22 protein-coding genes are annotated in these 21,590 nt (G+C 68.7%); 7 read left to right on the forward strand and 15 right to left on the reverse strand.

The features are described from left to right. Positions 1-8 precede the first annotated feature (8 nt). Genes LT965_RS05765 through argS form a run of 5 tightly spaced genes read left to right on the forward strand, consistent with a single transcriptional unit; the run spans position 9 to position 5,292 of the window. Positions 9-890 (forward strand): branched-chain amino acid ABC transporter permease, encoded by an 882-nt coding sequence (locus LT965_RS05765; protein WP_232703065.1) that lies wholly within the window; start codon positions 9-11, stop codon positions 888-890. Next, positions 890-1,933, forward strand: a complete 1,044-nt coding sequence (locus LT965_RS05770; protein WP_232703066.1) for a branched-chain amino acid ABC transporter permease — start codon at positions 890-892, stop codon at positions 1,931-1,933. Before LT965_RS05765 ends, LT965_RS05770 begins: the two co-directional genes overlap by 1 nt. 3 nt (positions 1,934-1,936) lie before the next feature. Continuing rightward, entirely contained in the window at positions 1,937-2,749 is an 813-nt protein-coding gene (locus LT965_RS05775; protein ID WP_232703067.1) for an ABC transporter ATP-binding protein, read from the forward strand. Next, positions 2,746-3,480 (forward strand): ABC transporter ATP-binding protein, encoded by a 735-nt coding sequence (locus LT965_RS05780; RefSeq protein WP_232703068.1) that lies wholly within the window; start codon positions 2,746-2,748, stop codon positions 3,478-3,480. The genes LT965_RS05775 and LT965_RS05780 overlap by 4 nt, the downstream gene beginning before the upstream one ends. 57 nt (positions 3,481-3,537) lie before the next feature. Further along, positions 3,538-5,292, forward strand: a complete 1,755-nt coding sequence (gene argS / locus LT965_RS05785; protein ID WP_232703069.1) for an arginine--tRNA ligase — start codon at positions 3,538-3,540, stop codon at positions 5,290-5,292. Positions 5,293-5,420: 128 nt separating this feature from the next. Here argS and LT965_RS05790 read toward each other — a convergent pair whose 3' ends face one another. Beyond that, positions 5,421-6,275, reverse strand: coding sequence for a MinD/ParA family ATP-binding protein (locus LT965_RS05790; RefSeq protein ID WP_232703070.1), 855 nt, complete (start codon positions 6,273-6,275; stop codon positions 5,421-5,423). A gap of 87 nt (positions 6,276-6,362) precedes the next feature. Between LT965_RS05790 and prf1 the strand changes: the two genes are divergently transcribed. Then, on the forward strand, positions 6,363-7,613 hold the full coding sequence (gene prf1 / locus LT965_RS05795) for a peptide chain release factor aRF-1 (RefSeq protein ID WP_232703071.1): 1,251 nt from the start codon (positions 6,363-6,365) through the stop codon (positions 7,611-7,613). A 46-nt stretch (positions 7,614-7,659) separates the two neighbouring features. Here prf1 and fer read toward each other — a convergent pair whose 3' ends face one another. The 13 genes from fer to ahaH form a co-directional block, all read right to left on the reverse strand. Continuing rightward, positions 7,660-8,307 (reverse strand): ferredoxin Fer, encoded by a 648-nt coding sequence (gene fer, locus LT965_RS05800; protein WP_232703072.1) that lies wholly within the window; start codon positions 8,305-8,307, stop codon positions 7,660-7,662. A gap of 41 nt (positions 8,308-8,348) precedes the next feature. Continuing rightward, the gene (locus tag LT965_RS05805; RefSeq protein ID WP_232703073.1) at positions 8,349-9,419 is read right to left on the reverse strand and encodes an SDR family oxidoreductase; all 1,071 of its coding nucleotides are present in this window, start codon (positions 9,417-9,419) and stop codon (positions 8,349-8,351) included. Beyond that, entirely contained in the window at positions 9,416-10,972 is a 1,557-nt protein-coding gene (locus LT965_RS05810; protein ID WP_232703074.1) for a succinic semialdehyde dehydrogenase, read from the reverse strand. Before LT965_RS05810 ends, LT965_RS05805 begins: the two co-directional genes overlap by 4 nt. Before the next feature lie 43 nt (positions 10,973-11,015). Continuing rightward, positions 11,016-11,408 (reverse strand): DUF6276 family protein, encoded by a 393-nt coding sequence (locus tag LT965_RS05815; protein ID WP_232703075.1) that lies wholly within the window; start codon positions 11,406-11,408, stop codon positions 11,016-11,018. A gap of 39 nt (positions 11,409-11,447) precedes the next feature. Then, positions 11,448-12,143, reverse strand: coding sequence for a V-type ATP synthase subunit D (locus tag LT965_RS05820; RefSeq protein ID WP_232703076.1), 696 nt, complete (start codon positions 12,141-12,143; stop codon positions 11,448-11,450). Positions 12,144-12,282: 139 nt separating this feature from the next. Further along, positions 12,283-13,701: an ATP synthase subunit B gene (locus LT965_RS05825; RefSeq protein ID WP_232703077.1), complete on the reverse strand. Its 1,419-nt coding sequence runs from the start codon at positions 13,699-13,701 to the stop codon at positions 12,283-12,285. Continuing rightward, on the reverse strand, positions 13,701-15,452 hold the full coding sequence (locus LT965_RS05830) for an ATP synthase subunit A (RefSeq protein ID WP_232703078.1): 1,752 nt from the start codon (positions 15,450-15,452) through the stop codon (positions 13,701-13,703). The genes LT965_RS05825 and LT965_RS05830 overlap by 1 nt, the downstream gene beginning before the upstream one ends. Further along, on the reverse strand, positions 15,449-15,796 hold the full coding sequence (locus tag LT965_RS05835) for a V-type ATP synthase subunit F (RefSeq protein WP_232703079.1): 348 nt from the start codon (positions 15,794-15,796) through the stop codon (positions 15,449-15,451). The genes LT965_RS05830 and LT965_RS05835 overlap by 4 nt, the downstream gene beginning before the upstream one ends. Beyond that, entirely contained in the window at positions 15,793-16,845 is a 1,053-nt protein-coding gene (locus tag LT965_RS05840) for a V-type ATP synthase subunit C (protein WP_232703080.1), read from the reverse strand. Before LT965_RS05840 ends, LT965_RS05835 begins: the two co-directional genes overlap by 4 nt. Beyond that, positions 16,842-17,429 carry a V-type ATP synthase subunit E gene (locus LT965_RS05845; RefSeq protein WP_232703081.1) on the reverse strand — a complete coding sequence of 196 codons (588 nt, stop codon included), beginning with the start codon at positions 17,427-17,429 and terminating at the stop codon, positions 16,842-16,844. The genes LT965_RS05840 and LT965_RS05845 overlap by 4 nt, the downstream gene beginning before the upstream one ends. A gap of 21 nt (positions 17,430-17,450) precedes the next feature. Continuing rightward, the gene (locus tag LT965_RS05850; RefSeq protein ID WP_232703082.1) at positions 17,451-17,711 is read right to left on the reverse strand and encodes a F0F1 ATP synthase subunit C; all 261 of its coding nucleotides are present in this window, start codon (positions 17,709-17,711) and stop codon (positions 17,451-17,453) included. Between the two features lie 5 nt (positions 17,712-17,716). Continuing rightward, positions 17,717-19,912, reverse strand: coding sequence for a V-type ATP synthase subunit I (locus LT965_RS05855; RefSeq protein ID WP_232703083.1), 2,196 nt, complete (start codon positions 19,910-19,912; stop codon positions 17,717-17,719). Then, positions 19,899-20,231 carry an ATP synthase archaeal subunit H gene (gene ahaH, locus LT965_RS05860; RefSeq protein WP_232703084.1) on the reverse strand — a complete coding sequence of 111 codons (333 nt, stop codon included), beginning with the start codon at positions 20,229-20,231 and terminating at the stop codon, positions 19,899-19,901. Before ahaH ends, LT965_RS05855 begins: the two co-directional genes overlap by 14 nt. A 101-nt stretch (positions 20,232-20,332) precedes the next feature. On the opposite strand from ahaH, the gene LT965_RS05865 reads away from it, so the two are divergent. Continuing rightward, entirely contained in the window at positions 20,333-20,971 is a 639-nt protein-coding gene (locus LT965_RS05865; RefSeq protein ID WP_232703085.1) for a methyltransferase domain-containing protein, read from the forward strand. A gap of 97 nt (positions 20,972-21,068) precedes the next feature. On the opposite strand, the gene LT965_RS05870 is transcribed toward LT965_RS05865, so the two are convergent. Beyond that, positions 21,069-21,530 (reverse strand): type IV pilin domain-containing protein, encoded by a 462-nt coding sequence (locus tag LT965_RS05870; protein ID WP_232703086.1) that lies wholly within the window; start codon positions 21,528-21,530, stop codon positions 21,069-21,071. Between the last annotated feature and the right edge of the window lie 60 nt (positions 21,531-21,590).

Consider the following 21,590-nt stretch of genomic DNA (forward strand, 5'->3'; position numbering starts at 1 on the left):
CCTCCAGAATGGTTCTCGACAACCTCCTGCAGACGGTCGTGTTCGGCCTCATCGAGGGGAGTGTCATCGCCGTCGGCGCCGTCGGGCTGACGCTGTCCTACGGCGTGACGCGGTTCATCAACTTCGCGTACGGGGAGTTCCTCACGTACGGCGCCTACCTGACGGTGTTCCTCGCGGGCGGCCTGTTCGGCCTCTCAGTGCCGCTGCCGGCCGCCGCCGTGCTCGCCATCGTCATCGTCGGCCTGCTCGGCGTCGGCGTCTCCCGCGTGTTCTTCGAACCCATCTCCGGGCGCGGCGCGCTCCCCCTGCTCATCACCTCTATCGGCGTCTCGTTCGTGCTCCGGAACCTGCTCCAGGGGTGGGTCGGCGTCAGCGCGCGCCAGCTCCCCATCCCCCTGATGCGGCGCACGGACTACTTCGGGCTCGTCCAGCTCACGGACCTCGAGCTGGGCGTCATCGTCGCGAGCGTCGTCACCATGCTCGCCATCCACCTGCTGCTCCAGCAGACGATGCTCGGCAAGCGCATGCGCGCGACCAGCGGCAACCGGGCGCTGGCCGAGGTGGCGGGCATCGACACGACGAACGTCGTCCGCCAGACGTGGTTCATCTCGGCCGGGGCGGGCGCGCTGGCCGGCATCCTCTACGCGGTGCTGTTCTCGCCGTTCCGGCCGGGCGTCGGCTTCGAGTACCTCATCGTCGTCTTCGCGGCGACGCTGCTCGGCGGCATCGGCCGGCCGTACGGCGCGATGCTCGGGGCGGTGTTCATCGGGCTCGCGATGAACTTCGGGTCGACGTACCTCTCCGCGAACTACACCCGGGCCTACGCGTTCATCATCCTCGTGGGCGTCCTCCTGCTCAAACCGGAGGGCATCCGCGGAGGTGAGTTCTGATGGCGCTGCTCTCTGGGTGGGCGGCGTTCATCGTCACCATCGCCACCATCGGCTGCATCTACGGGCTGCTGACGCTCGGGCTGAACGTCCACTACGGCTACACCGGGCTGCTGAACTTCGGCCACGTCGCGTTCTTCGCGGCGGGCGCGTACGCGTCGGCCATCGTGACGATGCCGCCACCCTCGACGGTGACGAACGCGAGCTACGCTATCTGGCTCGACCTCCCGATGCCGTGGGGGTTCCCCGTCAGTCTCGCCGCCGCGTCGCTCGTCGGCGGCGCGCTGGCGCTGCTCATCGGCCTCACGAGCGTCCGCCTCGGCACCCACTACCTCGCCATCGCGACGTTCGCGCTGGCGGGCGTGTTCAGCGACGTGCTCGTCAACGAGGCTTGGCTCACCAACGGCTCGTTCGGGATGAACAGCGTCCCGAAGCCCGGGCAGGCCGCCCTCGGCCCGGACGCCTGGCAGCTCGCGTACCTCGCGTTCGCCGTCCTCAGCCTGGTCGCGGTCTACCTGCTGGTCGAACGCGTCCTCGACGCGCCGTTCGGCCGGCTGCTGAAGGGCGTCCGCGAGAGCGAGGCCGCCGCCGAGATGCTCGGGAAGAACACCACCGTGGTGAAGCTGAAGTCGTTCGTCATCGGCGGCATGATCGCGGGGTTCGCGGGCGGCGTCTACGCTCACTACCTCGGCAGCGTCGTCACCGCGCAGTTCGTGCCCCACGTGACGTTCACGGTGTGGGCCGCGATGCTGCTCGGCGGCGCCGCGTCGAACACCGGCGCGGTCGCCGGCGCCGTGCTGGTCGTCGCGTTCGAGGAGTCGACCCGGTTCATCACGACCGCCTACAACTGGGTCCAGGGGACGCTCCCGGACCCGCTGACCAGCGTGCTCCCGGCGCTCGTCGGCCCGCTCCCGGACAACCCGTCGTTCATCCCGAGCATGCGCTTCGTCGTCATCGGCCTGCTGTTCGTGCTCGTCATCCGGTACCGGCCGGAGGGACTGTTCGGCGACCCCTCGGAGATCGAGGCGCTGGGGGAGGAGGAGTGACCGATGCAAACTGAGGACACACCGGCCGGCGGACAGTCGGCCGACGACGGCGCGGAGTTGCTCGAAGTCGAGAACGTCGTGAAGACGTTCGGCGGCCTGCTGGCCGTCGACGGCGCCACCTTCGGCGTCGAGCGCGCGTCCATCACGGGCCTCATCGGCCCGAACGGCGCCGGGAAGTCGACGCTGTTCAACTGCATCACGGGCGTCCACCCGCCCGACAGCGGCACGGTGCGCCTCGACGGCGACCCCATCCAGGGGCGCTCGCCGACCGAGATCGCGCGCCGCGGCGTCGGCCGGACGTTCCAGACGCCGAAGACGTTCCGCGGGATGACCGTCCGCGAGAACCTCGCGTTCGCCGCGAAGGGGCAGGTCGGCGAGCGAGCGCTCAGCACCATCTTCCAGTCCCGTGCGGTCAACGACCAGGAGGCCGACATCCAGGCGACGGTCGACGAGACCCTCGAGTTCCTCGAACTCGACCACCTCGCCGAGGAGTACGGGAGCGCGCTCTCGGGCGGCCAGCGGAAACTGCTGGAACTCGGCCGGGTGCTGATGATGGACCCCGAGATCATCCTGCTGGACGAGCCCATCGCGGGCGTCAACCCGTCGCTGACCGACGAACTGCTGGCCCGGCTCCGCGAACTCAACGACCGCGGCCGGACCATCCTGCTCATCGAGCACGACATGGGCGTCGTGATGGAGAACTGCGACCGGGTCGTCGTGATGCACAACGGGCAGACGCTTGCGTCGGGCCCGCCCTCGATCGTCCAGGAGGACGAACGGGTCGTCGAGGCCTACCTCGGGGGGTACGACCGATGACCGACATCGAGACCGTCCGGCGGTACGACGACGCGGTGTTCTCCGCGCGCGACGTCGAGACCGGCTACGGCGACCTCCAGGTGCTGTACGGCGTCGACATCGACGTGCAGGACGACGAGATCGTGCTGGTGTTCGGGCCGAACGGCGCGGGGAAGTCGACGCTGATGCGCGCGCTGTTCAAGCAGTTGCCGCTGTGGGCCGGTACGATCGAGATCGACGGCGAGGACTACTCGGGACTCGAGGCCAACCAGATGGTCTCCCACGGGGTCGCGTACGTCCCGCAGACGTCGAACGTGTTCCCCAACCTCACCGTCGCGGAGAACCTCGACATCGGGTCGATCCACGCCCGCGACGCGGACGACCGCCGCCAGCGGATGTTCGACCTCTTCCCACGGCTCGAGGAGCGCCGCGGCCAGGACGCCGATACGCTGTCCGGCGGCGAACGCCAGATGCTGGCGATGGCGCGCGCGTTGATGCCCGACCCCGACGTGTTGCTCATCGACGAGCCCTCCGCGGGGTTGGCGCCCCAGCTCATCGAGCGGACGTTCGATCACGTCGACCAGATCCGGCAGACCGGCACGGCGGTGTTGATGGTCGAACAGAACGTCGACGCCGCGCTCGACGTCACCGACCGCGCCTACGCCCTCGACATGGGCGAGAACAAGTTCGAGGCCGACGCCGAGACCATCCGGAACTCCGAGCGCGTGCGGGACCTCTACCTCGGCAAGTAGGCCGCTCGCGTCCGGACTTTCAGAACACCTTTTGCCGCCGCCCACGACCCACCGCACATGTTCATCGCTTTCCGCCGGGAGGTCGAGACGGCCCTCGCGGCCGCGCTCGACGACCTCGGCTACCCGACCGGGGACCTCGGCATCGAGGAACCGCCCGCGGACGTACCCGCCGTGCTCGCGTCCAGCGCGGCGTTCCGACTCGCGGGCGAGGCGGGGGCGCCCCCGCCGCAGGTCGCCGCGGAGCTCGCCGACGCCCTCGACCTGACCGAGGCGAACTACGTCGGCGGCGCCACCGCGCAGGGCCCGTACGTGAACTTCACGCCGAGCGAGGAGTACTACGCGGCCACCCTGGAGTCCGCGCAGGCCAACGGCTGGGGCCGCCTGCCCGACTCCGGGGAGTCGGTCGTCGTCGAGCACACGAGCGCGAACCCTACCGGTCCCGTCCACGTCGGGCGCGCCCGGAACCCCATCCTCGGCGACGCCGTCTCCCGCGTCCTCGACTACGCCGGCCACGACGTCACCCGCGAGTACTACGTCAACGACGCGGGGCGCCAGATGGCCGTGTTCACGTGGGCCTACGAGAACTTCGACGAGGCCGACCTCCCCGAACCCGGCCGCGACAAACCCGACTACGACCTCGTGCGCTACTACCGCGCGGGCAACGAGTTCCTGGAGGAGGGCGAACCGGAGGCCGTCGAGGAGGCAGAGGCGGAGATCGCGGCCATCATCGAGGGCCTCGACCGTGGCGACGAGGCGACCTACGAGCGCGTCGGCGAGGTCGTCGAGGGCGTGCTCGGCGGGATGCGGGAGACCCTCGAACGCCTCCCCGCGGAGTTCGACGAGTTCGTCCGGGAGACCGAGTTCCTCCGCGACGGCTCCACCCACGAGGTCGTCGCGGACCTGAAGGCCTCCGAGTACGCCTTTGAGGAGGAGGACGCCTGGCAGCTCGACCTCGAGGAGTGGGGCATCGAGCAGTCGTTCGTCTTCCTGCGCTCGGACGACACGACGCTGTACACCACCCGCGACCTCGCCCACCACGAGTGGAAGTTCGACACGTTCGACCGCGCGATCACCGTCCTCGGCGAGGACCAGGAGCTCCATGCGAACAAGCTTCGGGCCGCCCTCGACATCCGCGGTAACGACACCGACCAGCTCGAGGAGCTGTTCTACGCGTGGGTGAACCTCCCGGGCGGCGAGTCGATGAGCACCCGGCAGGGCACCGGCGTCGACATGGACGACCTGCTCGACGAGGCCGTGCTGCGTGCCGAGGAGGCGGTCCGCTCCCGGATGGACGACCGCATCCGCGACGACGACCTCACCGAGGCCGACGTCGAGCGCATCGCCCGCCAGGTCGGCATCGGCGCGGTCCGCTACGACATCGTCTCCAAGCAGCCGACGAAGGCCATCACGTTCGACTGGGAGGACGCCCTCGACTTCGAGGGACAGAGTGCGCCGTACGTCCAGTACGCCCACGCACGGGCCTGCGGAATTCTCGGCGAGGCCGGCGACGCGACGGCCACGCTCGACGCGGACCTGCTGACCACCGACGAGGAACGGAACCTCCTGCAGGCGGTTGCGCGGTTCCCGGTGGTCGTCGAGTCCGCGGCGGACGAACTCGAACCCCACCAGGTCGCGACGTACGCCCGCGACTTCGTGGACACGTTCAACGCGTTCTACCGGTCGTGTCCGGTGCTCGCCGACGACGTGGACGACGACCTGCGGGACGCGCGTCTCGCGCTCGTCGAGGCGTCGCGGAACACGCTCGCGAACGCGCTGTCCGTCCTCGGCATCGAGGCGCCGGCGTCGATGTAGCCTACAGCGCGCCGACGAACGCCAGCACGCCGTAGAGGAGACCGAGCGCCAGCAGGACGTAGAGAATCAGCCAGCCGGTCGAGATCGAGTTGTCGGTTGCCATACGCCAAAGCGGTCGCGCCGTTCGCTTAATCCTTCCCGTTCGACCCGAGGAGGCCGCCGGTCACCCGCGAGAGCAGCGACGGGCTCCCCCGTGTCCCTGGCTCGTCGGCGACCTCCGCGAGCGCGGCACCCGCAGCCGCCGACGCCTCCTCGTCGTCGTTCTGGAACGACAGCGGCGGCGACTCCCCGAGCAGTTCGTAGCCGAGTTCCCGGTAGGACTGCGCGGCGGGGCTCTCCTCGGCGAAGACGACCAGCGGTTCGCCCGCCTCCTCGCTGTCGGCGACGCCGCCGTCCTCCGGGATGGAGCCCAGCAGCGGAACGTCGAGGTCCGCCACCGAGTCCTCCGTGTCGACGCTCCCGGAGACCCGCGTCAACACGAGGCCCGCGACCTCGCCGCCGACGCGTTCGGCGAGCGCGAGCGTCTTCGCGGTGTTCTCAAGGGCCGCGCCCTGCGGCGTCGACACCAGCAGCACGTCGTCGGCGAGGCCGAGTGGCACGGTCGTGTCGTGGCTCAGACCGCCGCCCGTGTCCACGACCACCACGTCGTACGCCTCGCGGAGGTCCGCGGCCACGTCCCTGAGCTTCGAGGGGTCCGCGCGCCCGAAGTCCTCGATGTCCGTCCCGCCGACCATCACGTCCAGGTCGCCGGGCGCCGACCCGACGGCGTCCAGCGTCTCGGCGTCCCCCGCGAGAACGTCGTGCAGTGTCGCCGCGGCCGGTTCGACGGTGAGGACGGCGCCGAGGTTCGCCATCCCGAGGTCGTAGTCCACGAGCACCACCGACCGACCCGACTCCGCCATCGCGGCCGCGGCGTTCACCGCGGTCGTCGTCTTGCCGACGCCCCCTTTCCCGGAGGCGACGGCGAACACGTGCCCTGTCATGTGCCCGCATACGCAGAGCGCGACTTAAAGCGTTGGGCGCGAGTGGGGTCAAAGCTTACTTACCCGCTGGCCGGCTACTTCCGAGCAATGAGCGAGCAGGAGGGCGTACCGTCCGAGGACCGTCGGAAGTACGAGTTCCAGAAGGTGATCGAGGAGCTCAAGGACTACTCCGGGAGCGGCACGCAACTCGTCACCATCTACATCCCCCCGGACAAGCAGGTCTCGGACGTCGTCGCCCACGTCACGCAGGAGCACTCCGAGGCGTCGAACATCAAGTCGAAGCAGACCCGGACGAACGTCCAGGACGCACTCACCTCCATCAAGGACCGCCTCCGCTACTACGACACGTTCCCGCCGGACAACGGGATGGTCATCTTCTCCGGCGCCGTCGACTCCGGCGGCGGCCGCACCGACATGGTCACCGAGGTGCTGGAGTCCCCGCCCCAGCCCATCGAGTCGTTCCGCTACCACTGCGACAGCGAGTTCCTCACCGAACCGCTCCAGGAGATGCTCGGGGACAAGGGCCTGTACGGCCTCGTCGTCCTCGACCGCCGGGAGGCCAACGTCGGCTGGCTGAAGGGCAAGCGCATTGAGGCCGTCAAGTCAGCGAGCAGCCTCGTCCCCGGCAAGCAGCGGAAGGGGGGCCAGTCTGCACAGCGGTTCGCCCGTCTCCGCCTCGAGGCCATCGACAACTTCTACCAGGAGATCGCGGAGATGGCCGACGACCTCTTCGTCCCGAAGCGCCACGAACTCGACGGCATCCTCGTCGGCGGCCCCTCACCGACGAAGGACGAGTTCCTCGACGGCGACTACCTCCACCACGAACTCCAGGACCTCGTCCTCGGGAAGTTCGACGTCTCCTACACCGACGAGTCCGGCCTGAAGGAACTCGTCGACTCCGCACAGGAGACGCTCGCGGAAGCCGACCTGATGGACGACAAGGCGGACATGGAGGAGTTCTTCAAGGAGCTCAACGGCGGCGACCTCGCCACCTACGGCTTCGACCAGACCCGCCAGAACCTCATCATGGGCTCCGTCGACCGCCTGCTCATCTCCGAGGACCTCCGCAAGGACGTCGTCACCTACGAGTGTCCGAACGACCACGACGAGCGCGAACTCATCAACCAGCGCGCCGACACCCCCGAACACGAGTGCTCGGAGTGCGGCCAGGACGCCGAGGTCCTCGAACGCGAGGACGCCATCGACCACCTCATGAACATCGCCGAACAGCGCGGCACGGACACCCACTTCATCTCCACGGACTTCGAGAAGGGCGAACAGCTCCTCACCGCCTTCGGCGGGTTCGCGGGGCTGCTGCGGTACGGCACGGGCGTGTAAAAGCACTTTTTCCAGCGCTCGCGGATGCTGCTGTCGACCTCCTTACTTAGTCGTCTGCGTGCGCCAGTTCGAAGGGATACGGCGGGAGCCGTAGTTCGTCGAGACCCGGGAGGTGTTTGACGTCGTAGACGACTTTGAGTTCGTCCGTTACGGGGATGCCGTTGCAGGAGAGCCGGAACCCGCGGTCGAGGAGGTCCGTCGAGAGGACGTGGTCGACGGGCTGGGAGAGGTCGCCCTCGGCGACGGCGACCGCGCAGTTCGCGCACGCGCCACCGCGGCAGGCGTACGGCCATGCCCACCCGCGGCTCTCCGCGGCCTCGAGGAGGGACTCGCCGGGTTCGACGACGAACGTGCCGTGGTCGACCGGCCCGAGGTCGGCGTCGGCTGCCTTCTCGAAGAGGTCCGCGTCGTCGAGCGCCCAGCCGTGGTCGTCGAGGACCGCGTGGCTCAGGTACTCGACGGTCGTCTCCGCGGACACCGGCTGGTCGTCGACGCCGTCGGCGGTGTCGACGTCGCGGGGTTCGAGGGCCTCGTCGCTCTCGATGGCCTCGTAGGCCGCACGGACCAGCTTGAACGCCTCGACGGAGCCACCCTGGTCGGGGTGGGTCTCGATGACGCGGCGGCGGTAGGCTTCCCGGATCTCGTCGTCGTCCGCACCGGGGTCGACGCCGAGAATCTCGTGTGGGGAGTCCACAGAGAGGGTTACGGCCAGAGCAGAATAAGTCTCACCGCTGGCTACGTCATCGCGTCGCTGGAGACGCTGGGGTGGTCGCGGACGTACTCGACGAGACGGTCGACGTAGCTCTCGAAGGCGGGACAGGCGACGCCGCTGCCGGCGAGTGCACGACGGGCGTTCGGGTTCACGTACCGTGTGGGGTGCGTGAAGTAGTCCAGCGTCGCCGGCGGGATGCCGGTCAGCGACCGGCCGAACTCGGTGCCGAGCAGGCGCTTCGCGAGAGCGGGCGTCGACGGAACCGGGAGGACGTGGGTGCCGGTCGCGTCCGCGAGCAGGCGCGTGAGTTCCGGTATCGTCGACGGGTTCGGGTCGCAGAGCTGGTAGACCGCGCCGGCGTCGCCGTGCTCGGCGAGGTAGTCGACGGCGTCCACGACGAAGTTCCGGGGGACGACGTTGAGTTCCGTCGAGCGCGCACCGGGGAAGACGGGGAGCGGGGCGACGCCGGGACACCGGCGGAGCCACTGGAGGACGAAGTACGGACCGTCGTACTTCTGGGTCTCGCCGGTCTCGCTGTCGCCGACCGTGATGGCGGGCCGGTAGACCGACGCCGGCAGTCCCTCGGCCATCCGGTCCTGGACGAGCACCTCCGCTTCGAACTTCGTCGCCTCGTAGTGGTTGTTGAACGACTGTCCGACGTCGAGGTCGGCCTCGCCGAACACGCCGTCGTGGCGCCCGCTGACGTAGCAGGTGCTGACGTACTGGAACCGTCGCAGGTCGCAGTCCGCGGCGAAGTCGAGGACGTGTCTCGTGCCGTCGACGTTGACCGCCTCGCCGACCGCCCTGGTCACCGCGAGGTCGTAGACGGCGGCGAGGTGGAACAGCTCCTCGACGTCCCGCTGGAGGGCGTCCCGGCTGTCTGCACCGAGCCCGAGGTCCGGGTCCGTGACGTCGCCCTCGTGGAGGACGACGTGGTTCTCCCACTCCGCGCCCGCCAGTTCCCGAGCCCGGGCCGCCGCGGCGTCCCGGTACGTCGGCTGGACGAGACAGTGCACCGTGTCCGTCCGGTCGAGCAGTCGGTCGACGAGCGCGGACCCGAGGAACCCCGGGAAGCCGGTGAGGAAGACGCTCACCGCAGCCACCCCGGGAGTCGGGAGAGGACTCGCGTCCCCGCGGTCATCAGACGGGTCCACAGTTCCGTCGGGAGCGGCCCGGGGTCGACCCGGACGCCGCGCTGGACGGCGACGGTCTGCGATTCGGTGTACTTCAGGAGGCCCTCGTCGCCGTGCCGCCGGCCGAGTCCCGAGTCGCCCATCCCGCCCATCGGCGCGTCCGTCGACGCCCACGCGGCGGCGTACCCCTCGTTGACGTTGACGGTGCCGCAGTCGACGCGCCGGGCGACGCGCTCGCCCCGTGCCCGGTCGGCCGTCCAGACGGAGGCGTTCAGGCCGTACGGCGAGTCGTTCGCGCGTGCGACCGCCTCGTCGTCACCGTCGACGCGGTAGAGGCTCACCACCGGACCGAACGTCTCCTCGGCGTACGCCACCATCTCCGGGGTGACACCCTCCAGGACCGTCGGTTCGTAGACGTACGGGCCGAGGTCCTGGCGCTCGCGGCCACCGGTCAGCACCGACGCCCCATGCTCGACGGCGTCCTCGACGTGCCGCGTGGTCTTCGCCAGTTGGTCGGCGTTCTGGAGCGAGCCGACCTCCGGCCCGTAGTCGAAGCCGGTGCCCAGGCGGAGGGACCGGGTCGCGCCGACGAACGCGTCCCGGAACTCGTCGTAGACGGCGTCGTCGACGTACAGCCGTTCGGTGCTGATGCAGAGCTGTCCCGCGTTCGCGAAGCAGGCGCGGACCGCGCCGCTGGCGGCTCGCTCGGGGTCGGCGTCGTCGAGGACGAGCAGCGGGTTCTTCCCGCCGAGTTCCATCGAGCAGTCGACGAGGTTACGGCCGGCGCGCGCGGCGACCTCGCGGCCCGTGGCCGTCGACCCCGTGAAGCAGACGTAGTCCGTGTGGTCGACGAGCGCCGCGCCGACGCGCTCGCCCGCCCCTGGGACGACGGCGAACAACGCCGGCGGCAGGCCGGCCTCGACGAGGAGCCGCCGGGCGAGCAGTGCGACGTGCGTGGTCTGCTGTGCGGGTTTGAGGACGACGCCGTTGCCCGCCGCGAGGGCGGGGAGCGCGTCGGAGACGGCCAGTGTCACCGGGTAGTTCCACGGCGAGATCGCGCCGACCACGCCCACCGGCTGGCGGTGGACCGTGGTCTTCGTGAGGCCCGGGAGTGCGCCGCGGCGCCGCTCGCTCGCCACGAGTCCGGGCGCGACGTCGGCGTAGTGACTCGCCGTCGTCGCCACGTCCAGCACCTCCTCGAAGGCGTCACGGCGAGCCTTCCCCGTCTCCACCTGCGCGAGGTCCAGCAGGTCGTCCTGCGCGTCGAGCACGCGGTCGGCGTACCGGTCGAGGACGGCGACGCGCTCGCCCACGGGGCGCTCGGCCCACGCGTCCTGGGTCTCCCGGACCTGTGCGACGGCGGCCTCGACGTCCGTCTCGGTTCCGGCGGGAATCTCGCCCAGCGGCTCGCCCGTGTACGGCGCCTCGACCGGGATGCGGGCGCGGTCGCCCGTGACGACGAGGTCCTCGCGGAGGTCGGCCAGCCGGTCGGCGTCCGCCCACTCCGTGTTCATACCGGTCCTTTGGAGGCCAGCCTGTTAACTGCGGGCGCCGGGCTCAGATGAGCTGTTCGAGTTGCTCCCGGCGCCGCCCGACGTCCAGTTCCGGGTCGATAGACCCGTCGGCCGCGAGTCTGTCGAGGAACAGCAGGACGTCCACGCCCCGGCCCTCGGCGACGGCGGCCACCCTGTCGGCGTCCTCCCGGTGGAGGACGAGGCGGTCGAGGAGCGCGAGCAGCACGGCGAGGACCGCGCTCGTCTCGCCGTCGGTCGGGAACGCGTCGCTCACGGTCGTGAAGTCGGGGTAGTCCTCGGGGGCCTCGTCGGCCGGCGAGACGCGCAGGCAGTGCGTACAGATCGTCGCCCCGACGCGGTCGTCCGGCAGGTGCTCGTGGACCGTCTCGGGAACGGGGAAAACGAGTTCGTCGCCGCCGCAGTTCGGACAGGTCATGGCTCGACGTGGGACGCGCGGCGGTTTAGCCGACCCGGACTAGTCGTCCGAGGGTAGCTCGGCCTCGGCAGCGGCTGCTTCCAGTTCGAGGCGCTCCTCTTCCTTCTCGCTCTCCTCTTTCTTCGCCTTCACCTTCTTCATGCGGAAGATCTCCTCGCGCTCCTGCTCCTCGAGTTTCTGCTCGATGTACTCCTGGCCGTCGTAGAGGTCCGGGAGGAGCTTGAACTCCAGGGCGTTGACGCGGCGCTTGGTCGTCTCGATCTCCGTGAGCATCTTCTTCATCGCGGTCTCGACCTCCGCCGCGAGCACGATGGACTCGAGGAGTTCCTCGTAGGCCTCGGCGGCCTCGTCGATGCGGGCGCTCGTCCCGAGGATGCCGTAGCCGCGCTCGTCGAGGCTCTTCTTCACCTTCGAGGACTCGATCTGGGGGACGACGACGCCCATGATGTTCCGGGACTCGACGGTGATCTCGGGGTGCTCCTCGAGGGCCGCCGCGGCGCCCCGGACCGTGATGTCGCCCTCCATCGCGCGCGCCATGTTGATCTTCTTCTGTGCGGTCTCGTAGTTCCCCTCCAGGTCCTCGCGGACGTCCTGGGCCTGGTCGAGGATGTCCATGAACTCCATGATGAGGCCGTCACGCTTCTGTTCGAGCGTGTCGTGGCCCCGCTCGGAGAGTTCGATGCGGTCCTCGATCTCCATCAGGTTCTTGCGGGTCGGCTTGATGTCCTGAGCCATGCGGTCTCTTGTCCGGGGCTAGTTCTCGCAGGGAGGTAAACGTTTTCAGTCGCACCCGCGCGAACCACCGCGAGGACGCGGACTCGCGGCGAACGCGTCGCTGGCTACCAGAGAAAAAACGAAGAAAATCGTGTCCGAGTTAGTCCGCGGCCGCGGCTTCCTCTGCCTGCGCGTCCTCGACGTAGTACTCCTCGATGAGCTCCTCGTCGATGCGGTTGAGCTCCTCCTTCGGGAAGATGGAGAGGAGATCCCAGCCGATGTCGAGGGTCTCCTCGACGGAGCGGTCCGTGTCGTAGCCCTGGTCGACGAACTCGTCCTCGAAGCTGTCCGCGAAGTCGAGGTAGAGGTTGTCGCGCTCGGAGAGCGCCTCGCGACCGACGATGTTCACGAGGTCGCGGAGGTCCTCACCTTCCGCGTACGCCGCGTACAGCTGGTCGGAGACGTCGCCGTGGTCCTCGCGGGTGAGGCCCTCGCCGATCCCGTCGTCCATCAGCCGCGACAGACTCGGCAGGACGTTGACCGGCGGCGTCACGCCCTGGCTGTTCAGGTCGCGGTTCATCATAATCTGGCCCTCGGTGATGTAGCCGGTGAGGTCCGGGATCGGGTGCGTGTCGTCGTCACCCGGCATCGTGAGGATGGGGATCTGGGTGACGGAGCCGTCCCGGCCCTTGATGCGGCCGGCGCGCTCGTACAGCTGCGCCAGGTCCGTGTACATGTAGCCGGGGTAGCCACGCCGACCCGGCACCTCTTCGCGGGCCGCGCCGATCTCGCGGAGCGCCTCACAGTAGTTCGTCATGTCCGTGAGGATGACGAGCACGTGGTAGCCCTTCTCGAAGGCGAGGTACTCGGCGGTCGTCAGCGCCAGCCGCGGCGTGATGGTCCGCTCGACGGCCGGGTCGTCCGCGAGGTTCATGAAAACGACGGAGCGCTCGAGTGCGCCGGTGCGCTCGAAGTCGTCCATGAACTCGTTGGCCTCCTCGGCGGTGATACCCATCGCGCCGAACACCACTGCGAACTCGCTGCCCTCCTCGTCGCCGCCCTCCTCCTCCTCCGGCACGGAGGCCTGGCGAGCGATCTGGAGTGCGAGGTCGTTGTGCGGCAGGCCGGACGCCGAGAAGATCGGCAGCTTCTGGCCGCGCACGAGCGTGTTCATCCCGTCGACCGCGGAGACGCCCGTCTGGATGAACTCCTCGGGGTACTCGCGGGCGTGGGGGTTGATCGCCTCGCCGACGATGTCCTGGCGCTCCTCGGGGACGATGTCCGGACCGCCGTCGATGGGGTCGCCGGACCCGTCGAGGACGCGACCGAGGAGGTCCTCGGTCACGGGCATCTTCAGCGTCTCGCCCAGGAACCGGACGGACGCGTCCTGGCCGATACCTTCGGTGCCCTCGAAGACCTGGATGGCGACGAACTCGTCGCTGGACTCGAGCACCTGGCCGCGCTTCACTTCGCCGTTAGGTGCCTCGATCTCGACGATCTCGTCGTAGGCGACTGGCTCGTCGACGTCGACGAACACCAGCGGGCCACTGATCTCGGTGATTGTCTGGTACTCTTTCATTAGTACTTGTCACGCAGTTGCTCGGTGAGCTCTGCCTTGAGGTCCTCGATGTACGTCTCCCAGTCCTCCTGGACGCCCATGCGGTTGAGCTTCGGCGCCGCGTCGACGTCCTGGATCTCCTCCGGTGGGACGCCGGCGTCGAGCGCGTCGAAGGCCTCCTCGCTGAACGTCTGGATGGCCGTGAGCATCTTGTACGTCTTGGCGGGCTCGCAGTTCGTGTCCACGTCGTGGAGCGCGTTCTGCTGGAGCCACGCCTCGCGGAGGTAGCGAGCGACCTCCAGGGTGAGCTGCTGGTCGTCCGGCAGCGCGTCCTTGCCGACGAGCTGGACGATCTCCTGGAGTTCGGTCTCCTCGTCGAGGACGTCGACGGCCCACTGCCGGACCTCCGGGAAGTCCTCGGAGACGTTCTCGCGCCACCAGTCGTCGAGCTGGTCCTTGTACAGCGAGTACGACTCGGTCCAGTTGATGGCGGGGAAGTGACGCCGCTCGGCGAGGTCCGCGTCCAGCGCCCAGAACGTCTTCACGATGCGCAGCGTGTTCTGGGTGACCGGCTCGGAGAAGTCGCCGCCCGGCGGGCTGACCGCACCGACGACCGACACCGACCCCTCCTCGTCGTTGAGGGTGGTGTAGAGGCCGGCGCGCTCGTAGAACTGCGCGAGGCGGGCGGCGAGGTACGCGGGGTACCCCTCCTCGCCCGGCATCTCCTCCAGTCGGGAGGAGATCTCGCGCATCGCCTCGGCCCACCGCGAGGTGGAGTCGGCCATCAGCGCCACGTCGTAGCCCATGTCGCGGTAGTACTCCGCGATGGTGATGCCCGTGTAGATGCAGGACTCGCGGGCTGCCACCGGCATGTTCGACGTGTTCGCGATGAGGCAGGTGCGGGCCATCAGCGGGTTCCCGGTCTGGGGGTCCTCCAGTTCCGGAAAGTCCTCGATGACCTCCGTCATCTCGTTGCCGCGCTCACCGCAGCCGATGTAGACGACGATGTCCGCGTCGGACCACTTCGCCAGCTGCTGCTGGGTGACGGTCTTCCCGGAGCCGAACGGCCCCGGAATCGCGGCCGTCCCGCCCTTCGCGAGCGGGAAGAGGCCGTCCTGGATTCGCTGGCCCGTCACCAGCGGCGTCTTCGGCGTGTGCTTGTCTGCGGTCGGTCGCGCGCGGCGGACCGGCCACTCCTGGTGCATCGAGATCTCCTCGCCGGAGTCCAGCACCGCGACCGGCTCCTCGACGGTGAACGAGCCGGCCTCGATCTCGGTGACCTCGCCGCCGTCGCTGCGGGGCGGCACGAGCACCTTGTGCTCGATGCTGATCGTCTCGTCGACGGTGCCGAGCACGTCGCCGGCTTCGACCTCGTCGCCGACCTCGACGGTGGGCTCGAACGCCCACTCCTTCTCGAGGTCGATGCCGGGTGCGTCGACACCGCGGTCGAGGAACGCACCCATCTCCTCCTCGAGGACGTCGAGGGGGCGCTGGACGCCGTCGTAGATGGAGTCCAGCATCCCCGGTCCGAGGTCTACGGTGAGGGGTTCGCCCGTGTTGTCCACGGGGCCGCCCGGGCTGACGCCCGAGGTCTCCTCGTACACCTGGATGGTTGTGATGTCGTCTTCGATTTCGATGACCTCGCCCATCAGACCCTCGTCGCCCACGTAGACGACGTCGTTCATCTGGGCGTCGAGGCCCGTGGCGGTCACGACCGGACCACTCACGCTCTCGATCTCGCCGGAGTCAGTGATTACTTCTGCTTGGCTCATTCGTTCTCACTCTCACCTTCCTCGTCCGCCATCAGGTCGATCCCGATGGCGCGCTTGATCTGGTCGCGCAGTCCACTGCCGCCGGCGGCGCCGCCGCCGATCGTCACGAACGTCGGTTCGACGCTCGTCTCGACGCTCTCGCGGACCTGCCGCGAGAGGAAGTCGAGGTCCTCGTCGTGCATCACGGCGATGCCCACGTCCTCGTCGCCGAGGACCGACTCGACTGCGTCGTCGAGGCTCTCGTCCTTGTCGTCCTGGGGGACGTTCTCGAACTTCCGAACGCCCGCCAGTCGGAACCCGGTGGTGAACTCCGGGCTCCCGATGACGGCTATCTCCTGGCTCATAGGATGACGAGTTCCTCCTGAATTTCGTCCTCGCTCAGGCCGGCTTCCCGGCCGCGAGCGATGGCGCGGATGTTGTCTACTTCACGTTCCTTCGCGAGCACGTACGCGAGCACCGGACAGACCGACAGCGGGTAGACGTACGAGAGGTGGTCGGAGTACTCCAGCAGCGCCCGGTCGAGGGCGTGCTCGAACCCGATGAGGCTCTCTGCGGTCTCCAGTTCGTCCAGCGCTCCCGACAGCTCGTCGCCGTAGCGGCTCTCGCGGATGCGGGTGACGAGCTCCGAACGGTTGCCGACGAGCTGGTTCATCTCCGAGCGCGAGAACAGCGTCCCGCCCTCGATGAAGTACTCGCCGACGTCGACGTCGGCGCCCGAGCGGGCGAGTCGGAGCGCGTTCCGGGCGTTCCGGAAGTCGATCTCGGCGTGCAGGAACTCCGCGTACAGCGCCTGCGGGCTGTCGCTGTCGCCCACCGTCTGGGGAACGAGGTTCTCGTAGTACGCACGGTCCACTGCGTTCTCCAGCGGGACGAGTGTTCCGGTGGCCTCGTAGTCGGCGAACGCGGGTTCGAGGTACGGCCCGAACATCGTCCCGTCGAGCAGGTCGACGACCGCTTCGATGTTCTCGGCGGCGACCAGTCGGTCGAGGAACGCCTCGTCGAACTCGCCGGCGTCGATGAGGTCCGTGCTGATCTCCTCGTTGGTCGCGTCGGAGTACCGGCCGCGGAGCACCGTCTTGACGTTCCACGCGTCGAACTTCCGGAGGTAGCGGGCGACCTGCTCGTACAGGCGACCCTCGCTCCAGCGCAGCAGGTCGTCGAACGTCCGTGCGAGCGTCTCGTTCAGCGCGTACTCGATCAGGTCGACGCCGCTGTGGCGCGACCCGAGCGCGTTCACCGCGTCCTCGTACACCGACTCCTCCATGAAGCGGGCGATCTCGCCCGTCCCCATGCGGAGGAGCTTCCGGTAGTCGTCGTCGCTGAAGAGGCTGGCGCGGCGGTGACGGACGCGGGCGACCACGTACTCGTAGTTTGCCGTGCCGGACGCGCTCATTGGTCCTCGTCGAACAGTTGGGCGCTGATCTCCTTCAGGTTGTTCTCCCAGACGTCCTCGAGCACCGAGTCGAACGTGTTGTTCACTCGGACCCGTGACGCCTCGCTCTCTACCACGACGCCGCCGAGACAGTCGCGCTCGCCGGCGTACTCGTAGCCGTCGTAGTCGTCGAGGATCTCCGAGATGAGCGCCTCGTCGTCGGCGCGACCGTACACGCGGACGTCGACGCCCTCGTCGAACTCCACGGCGGCGGCGTCGAGCAGCTCGCGGGTGAGCTCCTCGCGCTCGTCGCCGTCGATGTCCGCGATCCGTTCGCGGACGGTCTCGCGGACCGTTTCGAGGGCGTCGCGGCGCGCTTCCAGACGCATCTGCTTGGCCTCCAGTTTCGCACTGGAGAGCTGCTGCTCGCGCTCGCGCTCGATCTCGCGGTCGGCCTCCGCTTCGGCCGCCTCGAGGGTGGCCTCCGCGTCCGCTTCGGCCTCCGCGACGAGGTCGTCGGCGCGCTCTTCGGCGTCTGCGCGAATCTCCTTCGCGCGCTCGCGGGCTTCGTCTCGGATGTCCTCAACTACTGTTTCCAGACTCATGGAATGGGGAAAACGGGGGGGTTACGCTGCGAACACGACGACGAGCGCGAGAATGACGAGGGTCTCCGGGAGGACCGTCAGGATGAGGCCCGTACCGAAGAGGTCGCGGTCCTCGGCGATGGCGCCGACGGCCGCGCTACCGATACCGCGCTCTGCGTAGCCCGCACCGAGAGCCGCGAGACCGACTGCGAGCGCCGCGGCGGCGTCGCCGGGGATAGCTGGAGCGTTAGCTGTACCTTCCTCTGCAAGGATCGTACCGATCTGGGCGAATATGTCGAACATTTTACTTAGTCCTCAGTGGTGTAGTTTCGCTGGTAACCGAACGGGTTGTACTTCTCGCCACCGCCCTCATAAAACTTGTTAAAGAACTCCACGTATTCGAGGCGTAGAGACTGTAAGCCGGCCGATGTGACGCCCAGCCCAAGTACGAGAGCGTGGCCTGCGACCAGCACGATGATGCCGCCGAGGATGCCGGCGGGACCCTGCCAGAGCAGACCGGGGAACAGCACCTCGCCGTGCGAGACGCCGTCCAGCATGAAGTGAGTCGCGTGTTCGGGCACCTCGATGGTCCACAGCCCGAACAGGTAATCGATCTGTTCGCCCGCGTCAGCGGGCACCTCCTCGTAGGCGCCGAACACGAGCAGGTTCACGACGTACGCCATCGCCGCCTTGGCGAGGAGCACTGCCGCGAGCCGCGTGTACGACACCGTGTGGACGAGGGCGTACGTCGGGCTCTCGACGAACCCGACCGCGCCCTCGCCGATGGTGAGGAGCACGAGGCCGACGAGCGCCACGACGAGGGCGGCGATCCCGACTTCCGGGGAGAACTCCGCGACCTCGTAAAGGAACTCGGGGCGAGGACCGCCCTCGCCCTGCACGTGCGTGCTGAACAGCCAGACGGTGACGCCGGCCATCAGCATGAGCTTCGCACCGGACTCCGTCATGGCCGTCTTCAGGCCGTGTGCACGGCTCTCGTTGACGATGCCGAACACGTAGGCGACGACCAGGTGGAGTGCGCCCGCGACGAGGCTGAGCGTCAGCCACAGGCTCGCGAAGGCGCCGACGTGCAGCCCCTTCTTCAGCGGCGCGTCCTCGAGGCCGACGACGCCGGTCCACAGGTACTCGGTGATGAGGTGGAGACCGAAGAACTCGCCGTACAGCACGCCGAAGATGCCCGTCGCGATGCCGGCGAGCATCGCCACGCCACCGAGCTTGTTGATCATGTCGCTGTCGAAGCCCGCGTACAGCCAGTAGCCGATGGCCGTGTACAGGATGCCGTACCCGAGGTCCCCGATCATGAAGCCGTAGAAGGCGGGGAACGTCAGGAACAGGACGATCGTCGGGTCGATCTCGGTGTACTTCGGCCGGTTGATGACCTCGGTGAGCGCCTCGAACGGGCGCACCGGACCGGGGTTGTCCTGGACGACCGGCGGGCTGTCGTCACCCTGGAACTCGACGGTGGTGCCGCCGTCCGCGGCGGCAGCCGGAGCGTCACCGTCCTCGGCGGCCTGCGCGGCCTCCTCGTCCGAGGGCTGGTGGTGCTCCTCCGGTTCGTAGTCCGCAACTTCGAGTTCCTCCACGGCGGCGTGCTCGCCGACCGCGGTCTGGATCGCGTCCTCGAACGTCGAGTACTCCTCGGTGGGGATCCAGCCCTCGGCGACGAACGCGTGCTCCGTCGTCGCGAACTGGAGTGGCACCTCGGTCTTCTGGACGTCGATGGTGAGTTTCTCCTCGGCGGCCAGCAGGAAGCCGGCGTGCTCCCGCCGGAGCTCGTCGAGTTCGTCCTCGACGCCTTCGAGGTCCGCCTCGACGTCCCGGCGCTCGGCGCGCAGGTCGTCGAGGTACGCCTCGGGGCGTCCCTCCGCGTCGGGGATCTCCAGTCGGGCGAAGTCGACGCCGACGAGCGCGTCGTCGAGCGCCTCCGGGTCGTCGTCGCTCGGGTAGACGAAGACGCCGACCGTCTCGTCCCCCTCGAACACCTCGTACGCCTCGACGGCGTCCGCGGCGTCCAGTTCCGCTCGGATGTCCCCGGCGTCGCCGTGGCCGACGGCGACCTGCAGGCTGTCGTAGCCCGACAGCAGGTCGAGGTCGAGTCCGAGGTCGGCGAACGGCGCGACGGCGTCGATGCGCTCCTCGACCGCCCGGAGGTCGTCCTCCAGTGCGGTGCGCTGGTCGTCGAGGTCGTTCACCTCGACGCGGATCTCCTCGAGTTCCGTCTCGAGGGCCTCCTCGCTGACGATGCGGGTCGGTCCCGCGTCGTCCGGGGAGACGTCCAGGATGGACTCCAGCGAGCGGACGGTGACGAGCTTGTCCGACGCTTCGTCGGCGCCCGCGAGCGGGTCGCCGACGTCGAACCCCTCGATGGAACCGTCGTAGTCCGAGAGGTGGACCAGGTCGAGGTCGTGGGTGGCCTCGATGACGTCGCCCAGCACGCGCTGGGAGCCCGCCACCGAGACCTTGCTCATCTGCTCAGGTCTGAGCATGTACCGCCTCCGTGAACCGTTCGAGGGCGAACTCGACCGCGTCGGAGACGTTCTCCTCGGCCTGCGCCCGCAGCGCCTCGCGCTCGGCTTCGCCCTCCTCGAGGATGCGATCGCGTTCGGCCTCGATGTCTTCCCGTGCCGATTCGAGCCGTTCGTCTCTCAGTTCGCGAGCCTCCGCCTCCGCGTCGCTGCGGATTTCATCGGCTCGCGACCGGGCCTCGGACAGCCGCTGCTCGCGGTCCCCCTCGGCCTCCGCGACGATGTCGTCGGCGTCCGATTCTGCCGATTTGATGTCTTCGAGAACCTCTGCTCTTGGCATGCGCTCTACCGGTTGAGGGTTTGCCTACGGGCTATATGGTAGTTGCGAAGTCCAGGCCGTAACGCAAGCTATTATGCTGGTACGGAGTCAAATCTCGGCCAATGGGAGTCCTGGAGAACAAGTCGCGGGCCCGCACCTTCTACAAGTACCTCTCGAAGGTGTACGACCGCGTCAATCCGTTCGTCTGGAACGAGGCGATGCGCGACGAGGCGCTCGCGATGCTCGACATCGACGCCGACGACCGCGTCCTCGACGTCGGCTGTGGCACCGGTTTCGGCACCGAGGGGCTGCTCGAACACACCGAGCACGTCTACGGTCTCGACCAGAGCCCCCACCAGTTACAGCAGGCGTGGAAGAAACTCGGGAAGCACGACCCGGTGGCGTTCCACTTCGGCGACGCCGAGCGCCTGCCGTTCAAGGACGGGAGCTTCGACGTGGTCTGGTCATCGGGCTCCATCGAGTACTGGCCGAACCCCGTCACCGGCCTCCGAGAACTCCGGCGCATCGTCGAACCCGGCGGCCAGGTGCTCGTCGTCGGCCCCGACTACCCGAACTCGGCGGTGTTCCAGAAGATCGCCGACGCCATCATGCTGTTCTACGACGAGGACGAGGCCGACCGGATGTTCGACGAGGCCGGCTTCGTCGACGTCGAACACCGGGTGCTGCAGGCCAAGCCCGGCAGTCCGCGGGCCATCGCGACAGTGGCCCGCGCGCCCGACCAGCGTGAGGGCGCGGACTGAGCGAGCGGTGACCGGAGGGAACCGCGAGCCGCGCCTCCGAACGGGACGAAACGGCGGACGCCGCGTAGCCCGACGAGCGTACAGCGACGCACCGCGTCTACGACTGTTCTTCGACGGTAGTGCTCGCGCCGGCCACCGGGCGGCCCCGGACGCGTAGTTCCACCTCGACGTCGGCGCCAGCAGACAGCGCCGGGTCGTTCGTGGCGGCGACGCTGAACGCCGTGGACTCGCCGACCCGCCACGTCGAGTCGTCGGCGACGTTGAACGGTCCCGTCGGGCCGCCGTGGAACCCGCGAGCCGCGAAGAACGGCACCGGCGGCTGGTGGTCCAGCGGCTCGCCGTCGACGACGACGCGCACGTCCAGGTTCCCGACGGTTATCTCGGGCCCCGAGACGAGCGTCAGCGACACCCGGCCGTCGGCGGTCGCCTCGGCCACGACGCCGCGGTTCGGCGGTGGTTCGGCCGACAGCTCCGGGAGTGCGAGCGCGACGACGGCGGCGGCGACCACCGTGACGACGAGCAGGAGGACGACGGCGACCGGAGCGTACCCGCGAGCCACGTGACGGGGTGGTCCCGGCCTCGTACAAGAAGTCTCGCGTCGCTCGCGGGCGTGCAGAAC

The organism is Halobacterium wangiae (assembly GCF_021249345.1).
GTDB lineage: Archaea > Halobacteriota > Halobacteria > Halobacteriales > Halobacteriaceae > Halobacterium > Halobacterium wangiae.

Bases quoted from the DNA above. Each gene is read 5' to 3' on its own strand.
- LT965_RS05840 (WP_232703080.1), bottom strand. From the start codon at position 16,845: ATGAGCGCGTCCGGCACGGCAAACTACGAGTACGTGGTCGCCCGCGTC.
- ahaH (WP_232703084.1), bottom strand. From the start codon at position 20,231: ATGCCAAGAGCAGAGGTTCTCGAAGACATCAAATCGGCAGAATCGGAC.
- LT965_RS05825 (WP_232703077.1), bottom strand. From the start codon at position 13,701: ATGAAAGAGTACCAGACAATCACCGAGATCAGTGGCCCGCTGGTGTTC.
- argS (WP_232703069.1), top strand. From the start codon at position 3,538: ATGTTCATCGCTTTCCGCCGGGAGGTCGAGACGGCCCTCGCGGCCGCG.
- LT965_RS05775 (WP_232703067.1), top strand. From the start codon at position 1,937: ATGCAAACTGAGGACACACCGGCCGGCGGACAGTCGGCCGACGACGGC.
- LT965_RS05780 (WP_232703068.1), top strand. From the start codon at position 2,746: ATGACCGACATCGAGACCGTCCGGCGGTACGACGACGCGGTGTTCTCC.
- LT965_RS05810 (WP_232703074.1), bottom strand. From the start codon at position 10,972: ATGAACACGGAGTGGGCGGACGCCGACCGGCTGGCCGACCTCCGCGAG.
- LT965_RS05855 (WP_232703083.1), bottom strand. From the start codon at position 19,912: ATGCTCAGACCTGAGCAGATGAGCAAGGTCTCGGTGGCGGGCTCCCAG.
- LT965_RS05850 (WP_232703082.1), bottom strand. From the start codon at position 17,711: ATGTTCGACATATTCGCCCAGATCGGTACGATCCTTGCAGAGGAAGGT.
- LT965_RS05830 (WP_232703078.1), bottom strand. From the start codon at position 15,452: ATGAGCCAAGCAGAAGTAATCACTGACTCCGGCGAGATCGAGAGCGTG.
- LT965_RS05865 (WP_232703085.1), top strand. From the start codon at position 20,333: ATGGGAGTCCTGGAGAACAAGTCGCGGGCCCGCACCTTCTACAAGTAC.
- LT965_RS05845 (WP_232703081.1), bottom strand. From the start codon at position 17,429: ATGAGTCTGGAAACAGTAGTTGAGGACATCCGAGACGAAGCCCGCGAG.
- LT965_RS05770 (WP_232703066.1), top strand. From the start codon at position 890: ATGGCGCTGCTCTCTGGGTGGGCGGCGTTCATCGTCACCATCGCCACC.
- prf1 (WP_232703071.1), top strand. From the start codon at position 6,363: ATGAGCGAGCAGGAGGGCGTACCGTCCGAGGACCGTCGGAAGTACGAG.
- LT965_RS05790 (WP_232703070.1), bottom strand. From the start codon at position 6,275: ATGACAGGGCACGTGTTCGCCGTCGCCTCCGGGAAAGGGGGCGTCGGC.
- LT965_RS05820 (WP_232703076.1), bottom strand. From the start codon at position 12,143: ATGGCTCAGGACATCAAGCCGACCCGCAAGAACCTGATGGAGATCGAG.
- LT965_RS05835 (WP_232703079.1), bottom strand. From the start codon at position 15,796: ATGAGCCAGGAGATAGCCGTCATCGGGAGCCCGGAGTTCACCACCGGG.
- LT965_RS05765 (WP_232703065.1), top strand. From the start codon at position 9: ATGGTTCTCGACAACCTCCTGCAGACGGTCGTGTTCGGCCTCATCGAG.
- LT965_RS05815 (WP_232703075.1), bottom strand. From the start codon at position 11,408: ATGACCTGTCCGAACTGCGGCGGCGACGAACTCGTTTTCCCCGTTCCC.